13 protein-coding genes are annotated in these 19,550 nt (G+C 56.5%); 10 read left to right on the top strand and 3 right to left on the bottom strand.

The features are described from left to right. Positions 1-42 precede the first annotated feature (42 nt). A complete protein-coding gene (locus tag IEN85_RS04000) occupies positions 43-2,301 on the top strand; it encodes a TonB-dependent receptor (protein WP_191615770.1) in 2,259 nt (752 codons plus the stop codon). Between the two features lie 19 nt (positions 2,302-2,320). Here the strand turns inward: IEN85_RS04000 and IEN85_RS03995 are convergent, their stop codons facing one another. Beyond that, on the bottom strand, positions 2,321-3,475 hold the full coding sequence (locus tag IEN85_RS03995) for a MalY/PatB family protein (protein ID WP_191615769.1): 1,155 nt from the start codon (positions 3,473-3,475) through the stop codon (positions 2,321-2,323). 426 nt (positions 3,476-3,901) lie between these two features. On the opposite strand from IEN85_RS03995, the gene IEN85_RS03990 reads away from it, so the two are divergent. The 3 genes from IEN85_RS03990 to IEN85_RS03980 all read left to right on the top strand — a co-directional run bounded on the left by IEN85_RS03990 (position 3,902) and on the right by IEN85_RS03980 (position 6,169). Next, the gene (locus IEN85_RS03990) at positions 3,902-4,357 is read left to right on the top strand and encodes an Hsp20/alpha crystallin family protein (protein ID WP_191615768.1); all 456 of its coding nucleotides are present in this window, start codon (positions 3,902-3,904) and stop codon (positions 4,355-4,357) included. A gap of 48 nt (positions 4,358-4,405) precedes the next feature. After that, positions 4,406-4,813 (top strand): Hsp20/alpha crystallin family protein, encoded by a 408-nt coding sequence (locus IEN85_RS03985; RefSeq protein ID WP_191615767.1) that lies wholly within the window; start codon positions 4,406-4,408, stop codon positions 4,811-4,813. A gap of 108 nt (positions 4,814-4,921) precedes the next feature. After that, entirely contained in the window at positions 4,922-6,169 is a 1,248-nt protein-coding gene (locus IEN85_RS03980; protein ID WP_191615766.1) for a mechanosensitive ion channel family protein, read from the top strand. 393 nt (positions 6,170-6,562) lie between these two features. Here the strand turns inward: IEN85_RS03980 and IEN85_RS03975 are convergent, their stop codons facing one another. After that, positions 6,563-7,279, bottom strand: a complete 717-nt coding sequence (locus IEN85_RS03975; RefSeq protein ID WP_191615765.1) for a class I SAM-dependent DNA methyltransferase — start codon at positions 7,277-7,279, stop codon at positions 6,563-6,565. Between the two features lie 148 nt (positions 7,280-7,427). Between IEN85_RS03975 and IEN85_RS03970 the strand changes: the two genes are divergently transcribed. From IEN85_RS03970 to IEN85_RS03945, 6 genes are all read left to right on the top strand, one after another. Next, complete coding sequence (locus tag IEN85_RS03970) at positions 7,428-9,218, top strand: extracellular solute-binding protein (RefSeq protein WP_191615764.1); 1,791 nt, start codon at positions 7,428-7,430, stop codon at positions 9,216-9,218. A 30-nt stretch (positions 9,219-9,248) separates the two neighbouring features. Further along, entirely contained in the window at positions 9,249-10,286 is a 1,038-nt protein-coding gene (locus tag IEN85_RS03965; protein ID WP_191615763.1) for an ABC transporter permease subunit, read from the top strand. Continuing rightward, positions 10,283-11,893: an ABC transporter permease subunit gene (locus IEN85_RS24350; RefSeq protein ID WP_224772439.1), complete on the top strand. Its 1,611-nt coding sequence runs from the start codon at positions 10,283-10,285 to the stop codon at positions 11,891-11,893. The genes IEN85_RS03965 and IEN85_RS24350 overlap by 4 nt, the downstream gene beginning before the upstream one ends. Next, positions 11,890-13,536, top strand: coding sequence for an ABC transporter ATP-binding protein (locus IEN85_RS03955; RefSeq protein ID WP_224772438.1), 1,647 nt, complete (start codon positions 11,890-11,892; stop codon positions 13,534-13,536). The genes IEN85_RS24350 and IEN85_RS03955 overlap by 4 nt, the downstream gene beginning before the upstream one ends. A gap of 32 nt (positions 13,537-13,568) precedes the next feature. Beyond that, the gene (locus IEN85_RS03950) at positions 13,569-16,475 is read left to right on the top strand and encodes a M16 family metallopeptidase (protein WP_191615762.1); all 2,907 of its coding nucleotides are present in this window, start codon (positions 13,569-13,571) and stop codon (positions 16,473-16,475) included. 84 nt (positions 16,476-16,559) lie between these two features. After that, on the top strand, positions 16,560-16,934 hold the full coding sequence (locus IEN85_RS03945; protein WP_191615761.1) for a metallopeptidase family protein: 375 nt from the start codon (positions 16,560-16,562) through the stop codon (positions 16,932-16,934). Positions 16,935-17,009: 75 nt separating this feature from the next. On the opposite strand, the gene IEN85_RS03940 is transcribed toward IEN85_RS03945, so the two are convergent. Further along, complete coding sequence (locus IEN85_RS03940) at positions 17,010-19,466, bottom strand: ATP-dependent DNA helicase (RefSeq protein WP_191615760.1); 2,457 nt, start codon at positions 19,464-19,466, stop codon at positions 17,010-17,012. Positions 19,467-19,550 lie beyond the last annotated feature (84 nt).

Here is a 19,550-nt window from a genome sequence, read left to right as displayed (position 1 = left end):
CGTGTTGAGTTCGCGCTCAAAACGTTTAAGAGGCCAGCTAAGATGTCTGTTCCTATCACAAATTGCTTTCAGCGACCAGGCGCCAGTTGGAGCCTGTTTCGTTCGCTGGCCTGCTTCGCTGCACTTTGCTGTCTCGGTAGCGCTTCTGACGGAGCGTCGAAGGAGGAAGGAGAGGAGTCGCTGGATCTTCAGGATCTTTCCTTGGAGGAGCTACTGCAGCTAAGCGTCTCGAATTCAGCGGTTCGAGGGCTGGATCTAGAGGGGGTGTCCCTAGCCGAAAACCCTCACGAGCGGTCTATCTTCGAGACGCCTTACTCGGTGGAGGTAATCGGTCGCGAAACGATCGAAATGCGAGGCTTAAAGGACGTGGCGGAAACGGTTTCCAGCATGGTGGGTGTGCTTTCGGGCGAGTCGCCAGGCGAGCCCTACAGCTTCAGCATGCGCGGCTTTTCTCGAGGAAGCGTTGCGGTGCTCTACGACGGGGTATCGATCGGCAGCTCCATTTTGGACATGAGGCCGATGTCCACCAACAACCTGGAGCGTTTGGAGATCGTAAAGGGGCCGGTTCAATTGCAGCATGGCGAAGGAGCGGCGGCTGGCACTGTGAACATCGTGAGCAAGCGACCCAAAATCAATTCGCGTCCCTTTGGTCAGGCAATCGTTTCCTACGGAAGCTTTGATTCGTCGTCGTTGAACTTAGGATACAACGCGCCGCTAGCCGACAAGGCCGCTTACCGGATCGATGTGAGCCGCAACGCTTCGGATGGTTGGGTCGACGACACGGATTCTCACTCCCTAAGCCTCAACGGCAGCGTGCTGTGGAAGCCTGCTGTGGCGCTCGAGCTGTTGCTTTCGGTCAAGTACTTGGATGACTCCTTGCCCGCCTACTGGGGAACGCCGCTGGTCCCGCGCGAGGATGCGCTCGAACCGTTTGCGGGCATCGGAGAGCTTGAGGGCGAGCGCGTGGTGGACCTCGCCACTCGTTTCAACAACTACAACGTGGACGATCGGGAGATTTCCTCCGAAAGCCTTTGGACGAAACTGGACGCGAATTGGTCGTTAGGCTCCGCGACGGCGATGACGTTTTCGATCTATCGTTTCGGAGCGGATCGGAGGTGGCGAAATGCGGAGTTCTACAGCTACGACCCGGAAGCGGCCTTGGTCGAACGAGATCGGCTTGCGGTGGATCACGACAGGGGAATTCGGGGCGCTCAGTATCAGTTCTCGCACCGTGGCTACGTCGGCGATTTGGAAAACGCTTTGGCCTTGAAGATAGATTACAGCAGCAGCGATTTCGATCGCTGGGTCGGATTCGATATCGACGGGCCGTTTGGATACGTGGACCGAGTGGATCTGCTCGCTCCGATGGGAGGTGACTTTGGTTCCGTGCCGCAGCGGATGGACTCGCATGACATTGAAATGCTGGCCCTCGTGCTCAGCGACAGGATCGATCTTTCGGATGCGCTTTCGATCGATTTGGCCTGGCGGCAGGAACGTCTCGATTTTGCCAACCGCCGTTTCGAGTTCTCGGGAGCTCCGCGCGAGCGGGCTTTTCTCGATCGGAGCTTCGACCAGAGCAGCTATCGGGCAGGTTTCGCCTATCGACTGAGCGAGCGTTTTAGCGGTTACGGCCACTACGCTTTTCGTCACGACCCGGTGCGAGACGACCTCAGCTTCTTCTACGACGCGGACAGCTTTTCTCCCTCCGACCTCGAGCAGTGGGAGTTGGGCTTCAAAGCCTTGTTCAATGGGGACCGCACCGAATTGACCTTTGCCTACTTCGATATCGAGAAGACGGTGGGCGGCCAAATCGGACCTGAGGCGGCGATCGGATTGAACGAACGCTGGTCCCGTGGGGTGGAGCTGGCGACGTGGGCTCAATTGAGCGACCACTTTACGATCGGAGGCGACCTTTCCTACACGCGTTCGGAGTTCGGCGACTATGTCGATCCGATCTTTGGCGTGGACGTGAACGGCAAGCGTTCGACAAACGCCCCTGAGTTGCTGGGAAGCCTGTGGGCCAGCTATGACGGAGTGGCTGGCATTCCCTTGGAGTTAGGCGGAGGGATTTCTTATGCCGCTGATCGTTTTGCGGACGCTGCGAATACGGTGACGCTCAGCGAGTATACGACTGTCAAGCTCTTCGCCTCGTACTCGATCGGAAGCAACTATCGGGTGTCTTTCCACGTGCGAAACCTCACGGACGAGATCTACGCCCGCTGGAGCGACATCAATTATCCGAACCAAGTCTCCTTGGACGCGCCTCGATCCTACGAATTGAATATCCAGTATCGATTCTGAGGATACAGGAAATAGGCGGCTAGCGCAGGGCGTCCACGCCGGCCTTTAGGCGACGTAGGCCTTCCTCGAGAGTGGAGCGCGGACATCCGAAGTTGAGTCGTACGTGTTGCTTGCTGTCGAAGGGAACGCCGTCGCTCAGGCCGATGCCATGGTTCTCGAAGTGGCCGACCGGGTCCTTCAGCTCGAGCTTGGAAATGTCCATCCAGCTGAGGTAGGTCGCCTCGTGTTGGTAGAGTCCGATTTCCGGAATCTCGCGTTTGACGAAGTCGTGGATGAAATCGCGGTTGCCGGCGAGGTAGCGTTGCAGCTCGTCGCGCCAGTCCTGGGCGTAGCGATAGGCGGCTTCGCAGGCGGTGTAGCCGAGGTTGTTGACCTCTGCCATGATGCCGCGGGTGGCGGTCACGAATTGGGCCCGCAGTTTTTCGTCAGGGATGATGGCGATGGAGCAGCCGAGCCCGGCGAGGTTGTAGGTTTTGCTGGGGGCGATAAAGGTGAAGACGCGTTCCTTGGCCTTTTCCGATACGGAGGCCAGCGGGATGTGCTTGCGGCCGTCGAGCACCAGCTCGCAGTGGATCTCGTCGGAGCAGCAGATCAGATCGTGACGCTCGCAGAAGTCGATGACCTTGAGCAGCTCCTCGCGTTCGAAGACGCGGGCGCAAGGGTTGTGCGGGTTGCAGAAGAGGAAGAGCTTGGTATCGGGCGTGACGGCCGCTTCCAGGGCGTCCCAGTCCATGACGTAGCGGTCGCCGTCGAGGGCCATTTGGGCTTTCACGACAGGGCGCTTCTGGAACTTCGGCCCGAAGATGAAGGGCGGGTAGATGGGGGTAGTGGTCAGCACGCTGTGCTGCTCCTCGCAGAAAGCCCGGCTGGCGACGTTAATTCCGACCACGAGACCGGGCAGCCAAACCAGCCAGCTGGGGTCGATCTTCCAGCCGTATTCGCGCTCGAGCATCTCAACGGTCGCTTCCGTGCAAGAGGGCTCCGGGCGAGCGTAGCCGAAGATCCCGTGGTCGATGCGCTCGTGCAGGGCGTCGAGCACGACCTCGGGGGCGTGGAAGTCCATGTCGGCTACCCACATGGGCAGGATGTCCTTGCCTTCGTACTTCTGCCATTTCTGGCTGTCGGTTTCGGTGCGGTCGTAGACGGTGTCGAAGATGGATGGCTCGCTGCTCATAGTTGTGAGCCAAAGAGGAGGATTGGCGTGGGCTTGTAAATGGGAAAGTCTTGTCGCAGCAAGTGCGGGGGAGATTTAAAGTGTCGCCTGACCTTCTGATAATTTCTGGGTCAAGGCAGGACTTGTTTGGAGGGACGATTTCCACGTTGCACGCGATGCGGGATCAAAACCACTGCGGACGACGTGGAAGTCGTCCCTCCATGCCATGGGCCATACTTCTAAACTCACCCGCACAAGCGAGACGGGGACGCTGTTGTCCCACCTCAAGGGTTGATTAGGTGTGACAAGATGACGCTTAGGTTTCGGGTCAGATTATGTAAAGCGTTGATTGATAATGATATTATGGTTATTGGCGGTTTGGTATCAGATGTGCAGAATAGGCGGCACATTCTTAACTCACCTGAATTTAACAAGGAGGAAAAAACAATGACATACCTTAGAACAAACCGCATTCGTCCTAACGCTCTCACTTGGCCGCTTGGCTTGGGGGACCTTGAAAAGCAGCTCGATACGCTGTTCGCCGGATTGCCCGGATTCTTCGATGTCCAAGAGGGCGGATCGCCCCGCGACCGCGCTGCAGACGCCAAGCTTCGCTGGTACGAGAAAGCGGACGCTTACTTGGTACGGGTTGACCTGCCGGGCGTGAAGAAGGAGGACCTGAAGATCGAGCTGGAAGACGGAGTGGTCACCGTGACTGCGGTGCGCAAGTTCGAGGCGGAAGGCGAGGGGGAGGAAGCGAAGGAGCTTACCTACTCGAAGGCATTCCGCGTTCCCGAAGGCGTACAGGCCGGCAAGATCTCAGCTGGCTTCGAAAGCGGGGTGCTTAGCTTGACGCTTCCGAAGAGCGAAAAGGTCCAGCCGCGCCAGATCTCCGTCGGCTGAGAAAACGTAACCAAGGAAACAATACGATCAATTTAGCTAGGATTTAAAATGACTTCACTCAACATCACCAAAACTCAGCAACCGGAATGCGAGACCCAGTCTTGCGAAGCGAAGCAGGGACAACAGATCCGTTACGCTCGCCCTCAGTACCGTGTCCGACAATTGGATACGAGCTATGTGGCCGAGGTGGATTTGCCGGGCGTGCAAAAAGGCGCGGTCGAGCTTTCGGTTGCGGACGGAGTATTGGAGCTGTCGGCAGCGCGTAGCTGGTCGGACAGGGAAAACTGGAGCCCGTTGGCTGGAGTGGTGGAGGATGGCTTGAACTACAAGCTGCGGCTTGAGCTGAGCGATGAAATCGACCCGGAGAAGATCTCCGCGGAGCTGCAAGACGGCGTGTTGAAGCTTACATTTGCAAAAGCAGAGGAAAAGAAGCCTCGGCGGATCGCTATCAGCTAGCGTTTCGCAAGAGGCAAATGGACTAAGGAGGGAAGCCGGTCTCGCTTATGCGGGGCCGGCTTTTTCGTGCTTGTCTCCGGAGTGGGGGGCTATTTGTGCTTGGTGCAAATGATCCGGAAATTCGCAGCTTCGACGTTTTTGTCTCTCGCCTTTTGTTTTGCCCCTTTCGCCTGGGGGCAATCTGCTGGGGAGGCCGAGCCGGAGCCCGAGGCCGAAGCGGTTCCGGGCGCGAGCGAGTTCTCGACGGCCCGAGACCAAGTCATCGACGAGCTGAGCCAGTTGACGGATCTCGACTTTGGCGGGAACTCGGGCGCCCGCTTCGCGGTGTTTTTCGTCTTGTTGCTGGCGACCTTCATCATTCGCAAAATCGTTGTCGGCATCTACACGCGCTGGTTTCACAGGGCTGCCGAAAAGACGGCTTGGACCTTCGACGACAAGTTGATCCCTGCCATGACCGGCCCGATAGGCGCCATGACCTATGTGATCGGTTTCTTCCTTTCCATATCGGTGCTGAGCCTGTCGCCGGGGATGGACATCGTGATCCTGCGCATCTTCCAGGCATCGACCATGACGGTGCTGTTCTGGGGGCTGCTGCGTGCGGTCGACGTCATGGCGGAGGTCATGGTGGACGTGGCCAAGGAGAAGGACATGGGCGTCTACCACTTCATCCCGCTGATCAAGAAGACGGCCCGCATTTTTCTCATCGTGGTAGCGGTGGTGCTGGTGGTGCAAAACCTAGGCTACTCGGTCGGGTCTCTGTTGGCGGGCATGGGGATCGGTGGCCTGGCCCTCGCTCTGGCGGCTCAGGAGTCGTTGGCCAACTTTTTCGGTTCGGTGAGCATCGTGGCGGATCGTCCCTTTAAGGTAGGGGACTGGATCCAGGTAGGCAGCCAAGTCGACGGCGACGTGGAGGAGATTGGCCTGCGCTCGACCAAGGTCCGCACTTGGTCGAAGTCGCTGATGACGATTCCCAACAAGGTTCTGGCCAACGAGATCATCGAGAACTGGAGCCGCATGCCCAAGCGTCGCGTGAAGCAGTACGTGGGAGTGACCTATAGCACTTCTCCGGAGAACATGGAAGGCTTGGTGGAGGACATACGAAAGCTGCTGCACGAGGACGAGGGCGTGAACCAGGATTTCATTTTGGTTAACTTCACGGACTTTGGGGACAGCGCTTTGCAGATACTCGTCTACTACTTCACCTCCACCACCGCTTGGCTGGCCCACATGGACATTCGTCAGCGCATCAATCTCAAGATCATGAAGGCGGTGGCCGCCCGCGGTTCCTCCATCGCGTTTCCCACCCGCACGGTGCATATCGAAGGCGGTTCGCTGCCGTTTTCGGCGGAAAAATAGGGCTTTGCAACGGCCCCGTCGAACCCGACGGCTAAACCTGATAGGGGTACCTTTTAATCGATAAAAAATTAACCCTTAAGGGAGGCTTAAAAAGCGTAAATAAATTGTGAAATATCAAATTTTTTACAAGCCGAAATCAAAACCGTTTGCTCCAATCCCCGATATGGCTATTGGTTGAATCTATCCAAAGGATATTGCCTAGCCTCCCGCGGGCTTGAGCTGCGTCCGACGAATTTCTTTATGTTGTTTGGGAGAAGTCCGGCCTCTTCGGGGGCCGGGCTTTATTTTTGTCGGGTAGGAGCGAGCTTGCTCGCGATTTCTCGAAAGGCGTCAGGCCTGACCGTTGTTTGGGAGGGACCGGTTCCATCCAGTCCGTGGTGCGGGAGCCAACTCTCAGCCCATCTTTTGGGCGACGATCAGCGAATCCGACTGCAAGCCCATTGGTAGCCAGGTAACCTGGAAGCCTGCGGCCTCGAGGGCGCTGCGCATTTGCTCTCTGGTAAAGAGGCCGAGTCGATGAATCTCGCTGAATTGGCGAAAGGAGGCGTCGTCTTCGATGTCGTAGTCGATTTTCAGCACCGAAACGAGACCGTCCGTTTCCCCCATGCGGGTGCGGGTGATGGTCTCTCCGGATTTAGGGTCGAGGGCTGTGACGGAGTCTACTTGTCCGTCCCTCCAGGCGTCAGGGGTGATCCAGGGTTCGCAGACGAGCCAGCCTCCGGGAGGCAGGTGTCGAGCGAAGCAGGTGAAGGCGTTGGCCAATCCTTGCAAAGTCTCCGTGTAGCCGATGGAGCTGAAGAGGCAGAGGATCGCGTCGTAGGAGCGTTTCAAGTCGAAGTCCCGCATGTCGCCGACGCGGAAAGAGCCGCTCGGGTTCTTGGTTTGGGCGATGGACGCGAATTCCGGCTCGATGTCGAGCCCGTCGACGGCATAGCCATGGTCGCGGCAGAGCCGCCTTGCGTGTTCGCCCGTGCCGCAACCCGCGTCCAGCAAGCGATGCGGGATTGGGGAGAGGCGCTGCAGCAACGCGTCGATTTTGGCCGCCTCGTCCCGATAGTCTTTCAGGTCCCGATAGATCAAGTCGTAGTAGGCAGCGGAACGGTCGTACATGGAACAGATTTTGTGCCTAAGCGTCTGGACATGTCGAGTTTAGCCTCTTTTCCTAGTGCTTGCGAATTTGGATTTTCGTCTGACTCGTTTCCCGGTTAGGTTTAGACAGTTTCCGTCGTTCTATTCGTTCCAACCAAGGTAAGAAATTATGTCCCTAAGAAATCGCACCTTCTCGTTCCTGTGCCGCTTCATGTCCTGCGCGACCCTCTTTCTCGGCTGTTTGTCGCTGCGAGCGGAGCAAGTGATTCCAAGTGAGGATTGGGAAGACGACTACAATCCGATTGCCAGTCCCGACGCTCTCGTCGGCGGTAAGGTAAGGATTTACGCCGCCCAGTATCCTAAGTCGTTCAATTACTATTTGGATACGACTGCCTACAACGCGACGATTTACGGAATGATGTTCGACACGCTGATGGGTATTCATCCTGTGGATGCCTCCTTCGAACCTCTGATCGCCGAAAGCATCACGGTCTCGGACGACAAGCTGAGTTTTTTGGTCAAGATCGATGATCGGGCAAGATGGAGCGACGGAAAGCCAATCACGGCCCAGGACGTAGCCTTCACCTACGAGACGATCATGAAGCCGGAAAACCTCACCGGCCCGCACAAGGTGGGGTTGCAGGAGTTCGAAGCCCCGGAGGTCGTTGACGACCTCACTATCCGATTCACAGCCAAGGTCGCGCACTGGAGGAATGTCCTCACGATTGCCACTCTGCAAATATTGCCCAAGCACTTCTACGAAGGAAAAGACTTCAACAAGTCGAACTTCGAGTTTCCTGTCGTATCCGGCCTCTACCGTTTCGGAACGGTCAAGGAGGGAGTCTCCGCTACCATTGAACGCAGGGCTGACTGGTGGCTCAAGGACGCCAAGCGCTTCCAGGGGGTTGGGAATTTCCAAACTCTGGAGTTCCGCTTCTATCCCGAGCGCGAGATGGCCTATGAAGCTTTCAAGAAAGGGGAGTTCGACATCCATGCGGTCTACACCTCTCACATCTGGGTGAACAACACCGAAGGGGAGGCCTTCGACAAGAACTGGATCGTGAAACAGGCGATCACGAACCACGAGCCCCCGAGCTGGCAGGGATTTGCCATGAATACGCGTCGCGATCTGTTCAGCGATCGTCGAGTGCGCCTTGCGTTGGCTCACCTGCTCAATCGAGAGCGAATGAACAACGAGTTGATGTTCAAGCAGTATACGCTTTCCAACTCGTTCTCCTCCGACCTTTGGGACGAGGAACATCCAAATCCGAATCCACTTTACGAATACAACAAGGAGAAGGCGAGAGCCCTCTTGGCGGAAGCGGGCTGGAAAGCGAATCCCCAGACCGGCAAGCTGGAAAAGGATGGAAAGCAGTTTTTGATCCGTTTCCTCACCCGTTCGGCGAGCTCGGACAAGTTCCTCGTCGTGTACAAGGAGGACCTCGCTGACTTGGGGATCGATCTGGAGATCGTCAGAAAAGATTGGGCTGCGTGGATGAAGGACATGGACGAATTCAACTACGACATGACTTGGGCGGCTTGGGGCGCCAGCTTGTTCAAGGATCCCGAATCGATGTGGTACTCCAAGGAAGCGGATCGCCCGGCGGGACAGAACATCACTGGATTCAAGTCCGAGAAGGTCGATGCCCTGATTGAGAAGCAGCGGAGCATTTACGACATTGCCGAGCGAAACGACATCCTGCGCGAGATCGACCAGCTTGTTTATCAGGAGGTCCCATACATTTTGTTGTGGCATATCGACTACACTCGCATGCTCTACTGGAACAAGTTCGGCACGCCTTACACTGTCCTGTCTAAGTTTGAAAACGAGCGTTCAGCTTGGAACTACTGGTGGATTGATCCTGACGCGAAGGCGGATCTCGAGCAGGCGATGGAGGAGGGCAAGGCCCTTGCTCCTCTGCCGTACGATATCTCCTTCGACGAAGAGTTCGACGGATAGGGGACGCTTCCCTTCGAGCTGACCCATTACATGAGCGATAGAGCTGCCTATTTTCTTCGGCGTATTCTGCTGATCTTTCCGACTTTTATCGGTATCACCTTCCTGACGTATTTGCTCACTCAATTCGTTCCCGGGGGACCGGTTGAACAGGCAATGATGCAGATGCGCGGTTTCGATGGATCCGGAGTGGCCACGCGGAGCGAAAGCATCTCGGAGGAGCAACGCGAAGCGATTCGAGCTCACTTCGGTTTCGATAAGCCCTTTCTCATTCGCTACTACGATTGGCTGGTCGTCAACAAGATGGGTATGACGGTGGACTCGTACAAGTATTCGAACAAGACCGTTTGGCAGCTCATATCAGAGCGTTTTCCGGTTTCTCTGACTTTTGGAATCGCTGGCTTTGTATTGACTTACCTGATATGCATACCGTTGGGGATTGCCAAGGCCCTCCGCAATGGTTCGGCTTTTGACCTCGCTAGCAGCGTGGCGGTTTTCACGGGATACGCGATTCCGGCATTCGCATTCGGCATGTTGTTGAAAACCGTTTTCAGCGGTACTTCGGAGCATTTCTTCGATATCTTTCCCATCGGAGGCTTTCGCTCCGAGTTCTTCGAGGAAATGAGTTTTTGGGAGAAGGTGAAAGACCAGTTCATGCACATGTTTCTCCCCGTTATGTGCTATGTGATCGGAAACTTTGCGGTGCTCACTCTGCTCATGAAAAACTCCTTGCTCGAGCAGATCAGCCAGGACTACGTCCGTACCGTCGTCGCGAAAGGCGGTAGCATGAAACGCGCGGTTTGGAAACATGCCCTTCGCAACGCTTTGATCCCGATCGCAACCGGTTTTGGAGGGGTGCTTTCGATCATGTTTGCGGGCTCGGTCTTGATCGAGCGTGTATTCAACATCCCGGGCATGGGGCTCTTGAGTTTGGAGGCGATCGTTGGCCGAGACTACATGGTCTTCATGGGGACATTGGCCTTGACGTCTATCGTAGCCCTGCTGGGGCGTGTGCTGTCAGACTTCTGCTACGTGCTGATTGATCCGCGTATCAGCTTCAACAAGGGATGAAGATCAGGCGACCGAAATTCAATCCGATCACGCAGAAGCGATGGAAACGGTTCAAGGCTTTGAAGCGTTCCTATTGCTCATTTTGGCTTTTGATCGGCCTGTATGCTTTCAGCTTGCTGGCCGATGTTCTGTTCAACGAAAAGCCCTTGTACGTTCGCTACGAAGGGGAGTCTTACCTGCCGCTTTTCTTCTATTATCCTGATGACGTGTTTACCGATAGCGGCTTGGTCACGCGTCCGGACTACAAGGCGATAAACGCGTCGGAACGCTTTGCGGAGGGAAGTGGAAATTTCATGGTCTTCGCCCCGTACCCTTACGGCCCGAACGAGAGCATCACTGCAGCCCAAATCGATGTGGATGAAACGGTGGACATCGTGATCCGCCGCCAGCAGTTAGTCGGAAACCTAGAACTGGATGAGTCGCTATCGATTCGGAGGTCGGTCGCCAGCGCTGCCATGTTTGGGGTGGAGTCCGATCGAGATTTGCGCGGCGTCGAAGCGAGCGAGCAGTTCGCGGTCTCGCCCGGGTTCGAGTCTGCTGTCAAAGGGCGGCTTGCCAACGAAAGTGTTCTACCGGCATTTAGCGAGAAGGTTGAGCTCGCATCCGGCATTGTAGTTGAGCTTGCGCTTTCGCCCTACGAACCGCGCTCGCGACCCCCGCGAACGGTCAGGGTAACTTTGAGAGAGGAAGTGAACGTGTCGAAGCGAGAGGTGCTGCGTTACGTCGATCACGAGGGTGAGGGGCGTATCGAGAGATCGAGTACGCTATGGAGCAAACTGAATGACGAGACGCGCAACCTTATCGAGGAGAAGGCCAACGAGCGGATGACGCGTCGCATTCAACCGATATCGCTGGATATCGAAGGGAAGAGCTACGAGGTCGATTTCGAAAAGGAGGATGTCTTCTTCCCGTTTCGCCCGACCGAGAATCATTGGATGGGTCTCGATAGCTCTGGAAGGGATGTATTCTCTCGTTTGATACATGCGATGCGCATCTCCATGAATTTTGGTATTTTGCTGGTGGCGGCTTCGATGCTCCTCGGGATCGCCGCGGGAGCCGTTCAAGGATACTATGGCGGCAAGGTCGATTTGCTTGGCCAGCGTTCGATCGAGATATGGGAGGCGCTGCCGTTCCTTTACGTTATGATTTTACTCGGCTCTGTGTTTGGGCAGAGCTTTGGGCTCCTGCTGGTCGTTTATGCCCTCTTCAGCTGGATCGGAATATCCTACTACATCCGCGGCGAATTCCTGAAGCTCCGCAAACAACCCTTCGTCGAAGCAGCGACTTGTTTAGGACTCCCCTCGAGAAAGATTATTCTGCGGCACATTTTGCCGAATTCGATGGTTCCCGTGATTACCTTTTTCCCCTTCTCCTTGGTGTCAGCGATCGGAGCCCTTTCCGCCTTGGATTACTTGGGGTTCGGTTTGCCGGCTCCGACGCCGAGTTGGGGAGAGATGTTCGCGCAAGCCCAAGAGTTTAGCTACGCTTGGTGGCTTGTGCTATTTCCTTTCCTTGCATTGTTCCTAGTCGGTTTGCTGGGTGTCTTCATTGGAGAAGGCGTTCGCTCCGCCTTCGACCCAAGAGCCAACACGCATTACGAGTCATGAGTGCTAGCCAAGAAGTCATGCTCGCGGTCAGAAACTTGACCATCGAATTCCAGACAGATGAATCGACGGTGAGAGCTGTCGACGATCTCTCGTTCGATCTGCACAAGAACGAGATACTTGGGATTGTTGGGGAGTCTGGTAGTGGAAAATCGGTTACGGGCCTCAGCTTGCTGCGCTTGGTCCCTGCTCCAGTCGGTAAAATAGTCAGAGGTTCTGCCGTTTACGACGGACGTGACTTGATGTCGATGCCGATAAGCGAGCTAATCAAGATTCGTGGTCGGGAGATTGGCATCATTTTCCAGGAACCGATGACGGCTCTCTCGCCCTTGATGACGATAGGGGATCAATTCGTCGAGACCCTGCAACTGCATTTCGACATCACGAAGAAGGAAGCTCGAGAGAGAGCGATTGAGTGGCTAGCAAAGGTTGGAATTCCATCTCCAGAGGAGCGAATGGGAGCCTACCCGTTCGAGTTTTCGGGGGGCATGAGGCAACGCGTGATGATTGCCTCCGTCCTCATGCTGGATCCCAAGATCATCATCGCCGACGAGCCGACGACGGCCCTTGACGTGACGACTCAGCGCCAAATCTTCGAATTGATTTTACAGGTCAAAAGCGAAGACAGCTCGATCATCTTTATTACTCACGACATGGGGGTAATCTGGCAGCTCTGTGACCGGGTGATGGTCATGGAGAGATCTCGCAAGGTCGAAGAAGGGAAGCTGAGAGACCTTTTTGCGTCGCCAAAAGAAGGATACACGCGTAAGTTGCTTTCCTCTGTTCCGCGGCTTACCGATGAGCCAATCGCCCGTGAAGGCCTGAGTCTACCGATTTTGACTGTAGAAAATCTGAAGACTTGGTTCCCTATCAAGAAAGGGATCTTTTCTAGGACGGTGGGGCACATCAAGGCGGTCGATGACGTTAGCCTAGAGATCATGGAAGGGGAGACTCTCGCTGTGGTAGGAGAATCGGGCAGCGGCAAAAGCACTTTGGGGCGAACGATCCTAGGGCTGGAAAAGGCTCTCTCCGGCAAGGTGACGTTTCGAGGGCAGCAATTGGTGGGCATGAAGATGGCGGAGCTCAAGACCCTGCGCCGCGATATGCAGATCGTGTTTCAAGATCCTTTCTCCTCCTTGAATCCGCGTATGACGATTTTGGATATCCTAACGGAGGGGATGGAGGAGCATCGATTGCTGGAGGGGAAGTCGAAGGCGGATGTCGCAGTGCGCCTGATGGAAGAAGTCGGACTTTCCGCGGACCAAATCTATCGCTATCCACATGAGTTCAGCGGAGGGCAGCGACAACGGATCTGTATCGCTCGAGCCATGTCTTTGCGCCCGCAGCTGATCATCCTGGATGAGGCAGTCAGCGCTCTGGACGTAACGATCCAGGCGCAGGTCATTGACCTGTTGATGGAGCTTCAGGAACGCCATAACTTGTCATACCTCTTTATCTCGCATGATCTCAGCGTGGTAAAGCGTATCGCGGAACGAACTGCTGTCATGCGTCGTGGCAAGATCGTCGAATACGGATTGACCAAAGACGTGATCGGCAACCCGCAAAGTGAGTATTCTCAGAAACTGCTCGCAGCCGTACCTGTCCCTGGCAGTGAGGACAGTCGACTCTCAATCCGAAAAGGCTAATTTTAAAAACTGAAACGCCAACCCAACGAGGAATGAAATCAAAGCACCTTAGCGCCTACCTATCCCTTCTTCTCTTCCTTCCCCTCTTTTCCTTGCATGCCGGCTACAAGCTGGTGCAGGCGCCGCTCGAAGACGACCTCATGCAGGTTCACATCTACGAGTTGGACAATGGGCTAACGGTTTACCTGACCGAGAATCACGAAACTCCGACCTTCCGCTCCGAAATCACGGTGCGAGCGGGCTCCAAGGACGATCCGGCGGACGCGACAGGCTTGGCCCACTACCTCGAACATTTGCTTTTCAAGGGCAACACCGAATACGGCACCTCGGACTGGGAGAAGGAGAAGCCGCACATCGAACGTATCACCGAGCTGTACGAGGAGCACTTCCATGAAGAAGACCCGGAAGAGAGGGCTCGCATTTACCAGGAAATCAACAAGGAGTCGCAGCTGGCTGCCCAGTACGCGATCCCCAGCGAGTTCGATACGTTGATCTCCAGCTTGGGCGGGCAGGGCATTAACGCCTACACCGCTCCCGACCGCACAGTCTACCTCGAAGAATTGCCGTCCAACCGCCTCGAGCAATGGGCGAAGCTCGAGTCGAATCGTTTCAAGGATCCGGTCTTCCGCCTCTTCCAGCCGGAGCTCGAAATCGTTTACGAGGAAAAGAACCGTTCCATGGACAATAAGGACCGTTTGATCCAGGAAGCTCTCTTTTCGCTGCTCTATGGCGAACATCCCTACGGTTCGCAAACCGCTCTCGGCTCTGTTGAGCACCTCAAGAAGCCGTCGCTCAAGAAGATCCATGAGTTTTTCAATGCTCACTACGTGGCCAACAACATGGCAGTGGCGCTTTCCGGCGATTTCCAAGCGGAAGAGGCGATTGAGGTAGTCGATAAGTATTTCTCGTCGTGGAAATCTGGAGACATCCCAGAGTTTACCCGTCCGATGCCTGCCCCCATCACCGAAAAGAAGACCGTCACCGTTACCTATCCCGGGCAGGAGAATGTGATCATCGGATTCGACACAGCTCCCACCGGCCATGAAGACGAGCCGGCCCTTAAGCTGGTCGATATGATCTTGGACAACGCGAACGCGGGCTTGATCAATTTGAACCTCAACCAGCAGCAACGCGTGGCTCAAGCGGGCTCGTTCCCTTACATTCGCAACGACGCAGGCAGCCAGTTCCTCTACGGCGCTCCCAAGGAAGGGCAGAGCTTGGAGGAAGTGGAAGCGCTTTTGCTGGAGCAGCTGGAAATCCTCAAGAATGGGGAATTCGAGGAATGGATCCTTTCGGCCATCGTGACGGATTTCGAGAAGAACGAAAAGCTGGCCATGGAGACTAACGCGGGAAGGTTGAGGCTCATCAGCACCGCCTTCGGCGAGAAGAAAGAGTGGGCGGATGTGGTCAACGAGATCGACCGCATGGCGGCGTTGACGAAGGAAGACCTGGTTCGCGTGGCCAACAAGTATTTCTCCAAGCCCTATGTAGCCGCGTATCGAAAAGATGGAGACTACACGCCGCCGACGGTGCCGAAGCCAGAATTCGATCCCATCGACATCGACCGCAGCAAGCGCTCGGAATTCGCGGCTGAGTTGCTTGCAATGGAGTCGGACCCGATCGAGCCGGAGTTTCTGAAGAAGGGCGACGACTATCAGGTGATGAAGCTGGGCAACGGAGTGCGTCTCTTCTACGTTGAGAACCCAGCCAACGATCTGTTTGCATTGTCCAAGGTCTACGAACTGGGCAGTCGAGAAATGCGTGAGCTGCCAATGACGGCCGCCTTGTTGGACAAGTCCGGTACGTCGAGGCTCTCCCCGCCGGAACTTAAAAAAGCGTGGTATGCCTTAGGGGCGGACTTCGGTTTCTCGGTTGGCGACCACAACACGACTTTGAGCGTGAGCGGTTTGGAGCAAAATTTCGACGAGTCGCTTTCGCTGTTCCAGGAAGTGCTACTGGATTCCCAAGGGAATGCAGATGTTTTGAAAGAGTTGGTCGCAATCCAGCTGAAGCAGAAGCAAGATGCCATGAAGGAGCCGAGCATGATCTTCAACGCGTTGCGCAACTACACGCGCTACGGCGAAGAATCGCCCTTTTTGACAGGGCTCTCCTCCACGGAAATCAAGGCCCTAAGCGTGGAAGATTTGATGAGTCAGTTGCATCTACTTTCTGGATACCAACACGATTATTTGTACGTCGGAAAGATGCCGATCAAGGACGTTGCCAAAAAGTTGAAGAAGCTTTCCAAGACCAAGCGAGCCCTGAAGCCGGCCCCGGCTCCGGTCTTGCCGAAGCTTCATGAGCCGAAGTCGAACGAGATCGTTTACGTCGACTGGGAGACGGCCCAGTCGCAGATTCGCATCGAGTTTCCGGGTGGCATTTACGACGAGTCGGAGCGACCCATGATCGAGACCTTCAACGAGTATTTCTATGGCGGAATGGGCGGAATCGTCTTCCAGGAAATGCGCGAAGCGCGGGCCTTGGCTTACTCCGTTTGGGCTCATTTCTTGGTTTCCAGCTTCGAGGGTGGAGAAAATCTGGTGATGGGCTTTATCGGTACTCAGGCTGACAAGACGGTCGATTCGCTGGCTGCCTACCTCGATCTTTGGAATAATATGCCACGATCCGAGGACCGCTTTGGTGTGGTGAAGGAGTCGCTCGATAACCAGTTCCGCGTTTCCAAGATCGGCTTCCGCGACGTTCTCGGCGCCGTCAAGGCTTGGGAGCGGGTGGGGCTCGAAGGTGACCCGCGTGAAACGCGCTACGAACGAATCATGGCGGGCGAATTGGAGGACCTCTTCGAGTTCTACGATGCTGAGATTCAGGGGCAGCCCAAGATGATTTCCATTCTCGGCCCTTCGACGGCCATCGACATGGAAGCGCTCAAGCAGCATGGCGAGCTGCGCCAGGTTCAGATCAGCGATATTTTCGTGGACTAAGGCTTTGGTTTCGTAGGAGCGACCTTGGTCGCGAAAAAAGCGATTGAATCGCGAGTAAACTCGCTCCTACCTGCTTTCCTTTCCATGAAACTTCCTCGATACGATTGGCCAGAACTAGAGCGCGTCGCCCGTGACGTGGTGACGGAGTGTATGTCGGAGCTGCCGGACGAAATCCGTCCCGCGGCAGAGAAGGTTCCTTGCCTCTTCAAGCGCTACCATCCGAACGCCCCGCATATCGATCCGGAAGCGATGTATATGTTAGGCGAATACATCGCTTACGGCGACGACTCCGGGAGCGTGGATGAAAGCGGAGTAATCGCTATCTACATGGGCGCCATCGCCTGGTATTGCGAAGACGAGGGCCTCGATTACGAGGACGAAATCCGCAAGACTTACCTGCACGAGCTCGGCCACCATTTCGGCTGGGACGAGGAGGAAGTGGAAGAGCGAGGTCTGTAAGGATCGTAGGGTCGGCGCTTGCTCCGCGCCGCAACGTGCCGATTCAGGCTTCGCGGCGTGGCGCGAGCGCCAGCCCTACTTGTTTAGCCACTCCCTCAAGTCGCTCTCTTCGTGGATGTAGCTTTTCGACTGGTACAGGGGATCGAGTAATCTCTTGGTTTTGGGATCGGCGAAGCGTTGGCAATGGAGGAGGGCTTTGACCTTGTGCTCGGGCGAGCGGACGAGGCGGCCGAGGGCTTGATTCACTTTTTGGATACCGGGGTGCAGGTAGGCTCGTTCGAAACCGCTGTGGCCCAGGTTGTCGTGGTGCTCGCGTTTCGCTTCTTGGATGAAGTTCATCTCGGGCAAGGCAGGGCTTACTACGATGGCAGTTCCGGCTTTTCCGCCAAGGGTGTCGACCCCTTCGGCGTAGGAGGAGCCGAGGATGAGGATGAGCACGTCGTGGAAGGCGAGTGTCTCCTCTAGGTACGCATTGCGGTCGGCGAGGCTACCGCCTGCTCTCGGTTGCAGGGCGACGCGTAGCTCGGAGTGCTTCAGTTGCAGGTGCTCGTAAGCTTGTTTGGCGTAAGCGTAGCTGGGGAAGAAGGCGATAGTGGGGCCGGCGAACTCTGCGGCTTGGGCGATTGTAGCAGCGGTAGTGGGCAAGTGGTTACGGCGCGATTTGAAGCGGGTGTCGACGCGGAGGTCGATGGCGACGTCGTAGGCTTCGCTGCGCCAGGGAGCGGGCGGAGTGAGGTGGCTGATTTGGGGGTGAGTTGACGCCCGCGGAGCGGCCGTCCCACCTCCCGGCTCTAGGCCGATTTCGTCGAGGTAGGACTCTAGGGGGGTGAGGGTGGCGGAAAGGAAGAGGGCTCCGTTGTATTGGGAAAGCTGGGACTGGATGAGCTTGGAGGCGTCGATGCACTCGAGGCGGAAGGTCCCGGGATGGGGTGACCAAAGTTGATGCTTGAGTTCGCCTCGCAGCTGGCCGGCGTGGGCGGAGCTGATTTGGAAAAGCAGTTCGAGGGTATCGGGTTGCAACTCCTCGTAGGCAAGCGGTTCGCTGTTGAGCAATTCGCTGACCTTGCCGATGGAGTGGCGGAAATCGGCTTCGGTGGCCGGATCGACTTCTGAATCGCTTGTTGCGGACCGGGTCGGGCTGTTCCCTCCAGCGGTGAGCAGGTTGGCGAGGATTTTGAAGTGGTTGCGCAGGGCGGCGGGAGCCTTGTTGGCGTTGAGGTCGTCGAGGGCGGCGTAGACGGGGTGGACGGAGAACTCGTGGGTGTAGGCGGAGGCGACTCGGGACGGCAGGTTGTGGGCTTCGTCGACAATCAGGAAGGTGCGGGCGGGGTCGAAGTCGGCTTGGTCGGCGAGCAAACGGGCGGAGGAGGGCGAGAAAAGGTAATTGTAGTCGCCGACCCAGATGTCGCGCTGGCCGAGGCCGGCTCTCATGATCTCGTAGGGGCAGATGCCGGTGACGCGTCCTTCGGCCCGCAGGGTCTCGAGGTCGAGCTCGTCTTGGGAGAGCAGGTAGAGGCGCTGCAGGCCTGAGCGCTTCCATTTTTCGTGCAGCTCGGCGAGGTAGGGGCAGGTTTGCCGGGAGCAGCGGAATTCGTGGTGGATGCAGTGTTCCTGCTTGTTGCGAATGTGCCAGAAAGTGGCCGGGGGGGAGGCGGAACTGCGGGAGTCGCTTTCCGGGCTTTTTGAAAGGGTGGCTTTGGAAAGAAGGGCTTTGAGGCGGGTGAGGGCCTCGGTTTGGCCGGTGCTTTTGGAGGTGAGGTAGAGCACGCGATCGCATTGGCCGGCGGCGAGGCGGCGAGCGGCGTATTCCCAGGCAACCCCCGTTTTTCCGTAACCGGTGGGAGCTTCCAGCAAAGTGATCTGGGATTGGGAAAAGGCCTCGGCCAGCTCTGTTTGGATGTGCTCTTGGCCGGGACGTGGAGTGTCGTAGGCGGGGCGCACTGAGAGGGAGCGGAGTCGGGCGAGACGTTCTTGTTTGGCCTCGAGGTAGTCGACAAGGGTGTCGAGATGGTCGACGAAGAGCCCGTCGTAGGTTTTGTCGAGAACGAGGGATTGGGTGAGGCCGGATCCGATTTCTACGAAGAGGAGCTCAAGTCGGAAAGTCTCGGCAGCGGGGTCGCGACCCAGGTCGCTCCTACCTGCTTGGATGAGAAGCTCTCGGTAGGTGAGGAGCTGGAGCGGGTAGGCGGGGTAGCGTTCGAGGATGGCCTCGCGGTCGAGGGGAACGGGCTCGGAAAGGGTCTTGATTTCGCGAAGGTGCGGCGCGGTCGGGGAGGCCTTGAACTGGTCGATGCGGCCGCTGAGGTGCAGGGTCCAGTTTCTCCAAGCGAGGGCTCCGGAAAGGGAGACTTCGTCTTGCATCCCTTCGCCGGCGTCAGCGGATTCTCTTTGGATACGTTGATGCCATTCAGTTCCGAGCTGGGCTCGCCAGGCGGCCGAAACGCCGCCGAAGCCCGGAGTCGCGTAGGGCGTGAAAGCGGAGAATTCTCCTACGCTGAGGGTAGCTTGGCGGTTGCGGGCGTCGATTTGCATGGATGCGAACTGTGAGAGAAGGGGAAGGTGGCTGGATTGGAAGCGAATTTGCCGCCGAAGGTGCGGGTAAAGCCGTATCCGATG

The sequence above is a fragment of the Pelagicoccus enzymogenes genome, from assembly GCF_014803405.1.
In the GTDB taxonomy this organism is placed as follows: Bacteria; Verrucomicrobiota; Verrucomicrobiia; order Opitutales; family Opitutaceae; genus Pelagicoccus; species Pelagicoccus enzymogenes.
Note: the sequence above shows the minus strand (reverse complement) of the source record. Positions and strands in the feature narration are given on the sequence as shown.